The organism is Empedobacter sp. 225-1, assembly GCF_030328185.1.
Classification (GTDB): domain Bacteria; phylum Bacteroidota; class Bacteroidia; order Flavobacteriales; family Weeksellaceae; genus Empedobacter; species Empedobacter stercoris.
In genome coordinates, this window is sequence record NZ_JACALO010000073.1 from 1 (window position 1) to 4058 (window position 4058).

The following is a 4058-nucleotide window of genomic DNA, read 5'->3' on the forward strand; positions in this document are numbered from 1 at the left end:
GAGCCCGATACAATATCGAACTCATTTTTATAATTATTAATTTTTAATCTGTCCAAACTTTTGGGTGCAGTCTATATGGGCAGCTGCTTTTTATTTTAATCCTAATATTGATAATTTATATAGTTTTCAAGAAGCGCTTTATTTTTCATTTATAACATTTACAACAGTAGGTTATGGTGATGTAGTGATTGATAGCGAATGGAAAATATTGGCTGGTTTAGAAGCTATCAATGGAATTATGATGGTTGGTTGGTCGACTGCGTTGATGTTTTCTTATTTGCAAATCATTTTGAAAAAAAATATATCTGAATAAAAAAATCCGTTTCTTCAGTATTAAAGAAACGGATTTACTAATTTAATTTTATTTAATATTTATCTTTTTCTAATTTTTCCTTCAATTCTTTATAATAAGCTGGCGCATTCGGATCTTTTTCTAAAGCTGTATTTACCCATTTTATTGCTTGATTTCGATCCAATTTATTTGAATAATAAAAATTAGCTGAATTATAAAAATCTCTTGCAGATGAATTTTCGTTTAATTGTTCTCCAATCATTTTTAATACCGTATTAATTGTATTTGTTTCTATTTCCAATACAACGTTTACGTTATCCCAAGCCATTACCAAATTTGCAGATTTTTGCGTCACATTTGTAAAACGAATCTCGAACGTTTCGGTTTTATTATTCATGGACTTTGTTGATGGCGCTTTTACTTTCAATGCAACATTAGATTCGTTCCATTCCTTTGGATTTCCCCAGTTTTTAGTGTCTTTGTAAAATATCACATCCCAATCTTCTTTAGTTGGAATTGTATACAACGCATATTCACCAGCGGCCAAATCTTGTCCATTTACCTTAATGGGTTGATCAAATTTAATCACCGTATTTTCGTTTGCACCTGTACGCCAAACTTCTCCGTAAGGAACTAATTTTCCGAAAACCTTTCTTTCATTTACATTTGGTCGATTGTATTCTACTTCAATTTCAGTTAATCCCACTTTTTGTTCAACTTCTGCGTGAGAACTTACCGAAGGAAATTTCATTTGTGCAAAAGCACAACTTCCTATGAATAATGCGAAGACAGTTGATGTTATTTTCATATAAATTATTTTTTATTTTTTATTTTATCTGTTTTTTTGTCGTATCCATACGGGCAATGTTTGCAACCACTTTTACAACAATATCCTCTTTTTTTAAGGTATTGTGCAGTGAAAATTCTAAAACCTTCTGGAGATAAATAATAATCTCCTTCTTCAAACTTCTTCATTTCTAATGCTGTGAAATTACAACTTTTATCAATTATTTTTCATCAATATCATGATGATAATACTTAGTCGATTCCTATAAAGTTACGATTTTTAAAGCTTTTTTTAATCAATATCTCTCAGATTGCTTAATTTTGACACAGAATCGAGTTAGTAAATCATGTTTGTAGTTGTTTTGAATCGTTTATTTCGCAAGAACTTTATTGGAATTACCATTTTTCCGTTTATTTTTTTGAGAGATAAAAAATTAAAGAATGATACTGTTTTAATCAATCATGAAACCATTCATATTATTCAACAACTCGAACTTTTAGTTGTCTTTTTTTATCCTTTTTATTTGATAGAATATATGATTCGATTAGTTCAATACCGTGATCAACACAAAGCGTATCGAAATATTAGTTTTGAGCGTGAAGCGTATGCAAATGATCATAATTTGAATTATTTAAAAGAACGAAAATTTTATAGTTTTCTAAAATATTTGTAAATGATTTGGAACGATTATAAAGCTCAAATACAGCCGATTGATATTACGCATATAACTTCTCAGAAAATTCAACTTTCTATTTTGAGAGAAGATTTAATTCATCCTGAAATTTCTGGAAATAAATACCGAAAACTAAAATATAATTTTATTGAAGCTGAAAAATTGGGTTTCAAAAAATTAGTAACATTTGGAGGTGCTTTTTCTAATCATATAGCAGCGACTGCTGCGGCAGGTAAAATTAATGATTTCGAAACAATAGGCATTATACGAGGAGAAGAGTTAATTGATAAAATTGATGAAAATCCAACCTTACGTTTTGCTGAAAAATGCGGAATGCAGTTGCATTTTATTTCGAGAGAAGAGTATAGGAAAAAAGATGAAATTAAATTTTTAGATGATTTAAATACTAAATATCCAGACGCTTACGTTATTCCAGAAGGAGGTACAAATGAGTTAGCTATAAAAGGTTGCGAAGAAATTTTGTATGCAGATTGTTTCGATTTCGATTATATTGCTTCGGCGATCGGAACTTGTGGAACAATTGCTGGTTTGATTGAAAGTTCTAAATTGCATCAAAAAATAATAGGCTTTCCAAGTTTAAAAGGGAATTTTATTCCAAAAGAGATAGAAAAATTGACAAATAAAACGAATTTTACTATTTTTAACGAATATCATTTTGGTGGATATGGAAAAGTTTCGGATGATTTAATTACTTTTGTAAATGATTTCAAGCGAATTAACCATATTCAATTGGATCCTATTTATACAGGAAAGATGGTTTTTGGTATTTTCGAATTGATTAAAAATCATTATTTTAGTGATAACTCTAAAATTCTTATTGTTCATACAGGCGGACTACAAGGAATAGAAGGGATGAATAAACTTTTAAAAAAGAAGAATAAAAATATTATAGAATGAGAAAATTGTTGTACGTTTTTAGCTTTGTTCTGACCATCTCAACACAAGCCCAAGAAAGTAGAGACATAACTTACATTCGAAAACATGCTATTTTAGCTGTTGAAGAAATGCAACTTTACAAAGTTCCGGCAAGTATAACTTTAGCACAAGGTTTATTAGAAACAGGTGGAGGGCAAAGTAGATTAGCTGAGCAAGCAAATAATCATTTTGGTATAAAATGTAAAGGACCAGCAGAATGGTCGTTGGATAAACCAAGAATTTACCACGATGATGATGCAAAAGGCGAATGTTTCAGAAAGTATCTTTCAGTTGAAGAAAGTTACAGAGATCACTCAGAATTTTTGGCATTAAGACCCTATTATAAGGCTTTATTTAATTTGGATCCAACAGATTTTAAAGCTTGGGCTCATGGATTAAAAAAAGCTGGTTATGCAACAGATTCAAAATATGCGTTTAAATTAATCTCTCGAATAGAAAAATATAATTTAGATCAATTTGATAAGATTTCAGCTGAAGAAGTTTTTGCTAAGTTATACGCTTTATATAACAATCAAGATGATTTGATGTTAGCGAATAATTCTTCTAAACAGAAGAAAAATGAGCCTAAATCAATCAAAGAAGAAGTTATTTTAGCTTCTTACCAACCCAAAGAAAATATTGTAGAAAAGAATGAGCCTATTGTAAATAACAAAACGGTTGTTTATGAAACTCGTCCTCAAAATCCAACAACTCGCATCAAAAATCACAAGAATAACATTCCTTATATTGTTGCACAAGCTGGAGAAACGATAGCGACAATCTCTAAAACGTATAATAAAGTTCCTTCTGATATTGCGAATTTCAATGAAATACAAATGGGATCTAAGTTGAAAGATGGACAAATTGTATTTTTTGGAAAAAAGAAAACTAAAGGTTCTGATTATTCGTACAAAGTTCAGGAAGGTGATGATATGTACACGATTTCTCAGCGTTTTGGTGTAAAAGTTAGTAGCTTATATAAACTGAATCGTATGGAGCCAGGTGCGCAACCTAAAGTTGGACAACGAATTAATTTAAAAACTAAAGTTAGAGCATAACTTACCTTATCAAACAAAAAAAGCTTCCTTTACACTGCCCCCAAAAAGTTAGACACTTTTGGGGGCATTTTTATGGCAAGAAAAGTAAAATATGATGTAACATACAAGTTGCGATGTGTCAAAGAAGTTTTAGAAAAACATCATTCAGTTCATTCTATATCACATCAAGAAGGTATTTCAGAAAGTTTATTGCGTAAGTGGATTACTGATTATCATAATCAAGGAGCTTTAGGTTTAGAACCTAAGAAAAACCAAACGTATAGCGTTGAATTTAAGTTGAAAGTTATTAAGTCTATAACCAAACAGTTTCTT

Annotated in this window: 7 protein-coding genes; 5 read left to right on the forward strand and 2 right to left on the reverse strand. The window is 30.2% G+C overall.

The annotated features are described in order from the left end of the window. The first annotated feature begins 64 nt into the window (after nt 1–64). Entirely contained in the window at nt 65–313 is a 249-nt protein-coding gene (locus HX088_RS13650; RefSeq protein ID WP_286484448.1) for a potassium channel family protein, read from the forward strand. A gap of 52 nt (nt 314–365) precedes the next feature. Here the strand turns inward: HX088_RS13650 and HX088_RS13655 are convergent, their stop codons facing one another. Both HX088_RS13655 and HX088_RS13660 read right to left on the reverse strand, forming a co-directional pair. Beyond that, a complete protein-coding gene (locus HX088_RS13655; RefSeq protein WP_171622281.1) occupies nt 366–1100 on the reverse strand; it encodes a DUF2911 domain-containing protein in 735 nt (244 codons plus the stop codon). Nucleotides 1101–1105: 5 nt separating this feature from the next. Next, complete coding sequence (locus tag HX088_RS13660) at nt 1106–1267, reverse strand: DUF5522 domain-containing protein (protein WP_159155417.1); 162 nt, start codon at nt 1265–1267, stop codon at nt 1106–1108. Nucleotides 1268–1425: 158 nt separating this feature from the next. Between HX088_RS13660 and HX088_RS13665 the strand changes: the two genes are divergently transcribed. The 4 genes from HX088_RS13665 to HX088_RS13680 form a co-directional block, all read left to right on the forward strand. Beyond that, the gene (locus tag HX088_RS13665; protein ID WP_171622282.1) at nt 1426–1752 is read left to right on the forward strand and encodes a hypothetical protein; all 327 of its coding nucleotides are present in this window, start codon (nt 1426–1428) and stop codon (nt 1750–1752) included. After that, nucleotides 1753–2670 carry a 1-aminocyclopropane-1-carboxylate deaminase/D-cysteine desulfhydrase gene (locus HX088_RS13670; protein ID WP_260543464.1) on the forward strand — a complete coding sequence of 306 codons (918 nt, stop codon included), beginning with the start codon at nt 1753–1755 and terminating at the stop codon, nt 2668–2670. After that, on the forward strand, nt 2667–3746 hold the full coding sequence (locus tag HX088_RS13675; RefSeq protein WP_284583847.1) for a glucosaminidase domain-containing protein: 1080 nt from the start codon (nt 2667–2669) through the stop codon (nt 3744–3746). The genes HX088_RS13670 and HX088_RS13675 overlap by 4 nt, the downstream gene beginning before the upstream one ends. Before the next feature lie 72 nt (nt 3747–3818). Further along, nucleotides 3819–4058 (forward strand): transposase (locus HX088_RS13680; protein ID WP_286484456.1); only part of this gene is annotated, 240 nt, incomplete at its 3' end.

Coding starts and splice junctions, on each gene's coding strand:
- HX088_RS13655 (WP_171622281.1), bottom strand. CDS start 1,100: ATGAAAATAACATCAACTGTCTTCGCATTATTCATAGGAAGTTGTGCT.
- HX088_RS13660 (WP_159155417.1), bottom strand. CDS start 1,267: ATGAAGAAGTTTGAAGAAGGAGATTATTATTTATCTCCAGAAGGTTTT.
- HX088_RS13665 (WP_171622282.1), top strand. CDS start 1,426: ATGTTTGTAGTTGTTTTGAATCGTTTATTTCGCAAGAACTTTATTGGA.
- HX088_RS13670 (WP_260543464.1), top strand. CDS start 1,753: ATGATTTGGAACGATTATAAAGCTCAAATACAGCCGATTGATATTACG.
- HX088_RS13675 (WP_284583847.1), top strand. CDS start 2,667: ATGAGAAAATTGTTGTACGTTTTTAGCTTTGTTCTGACCATCTCAACA.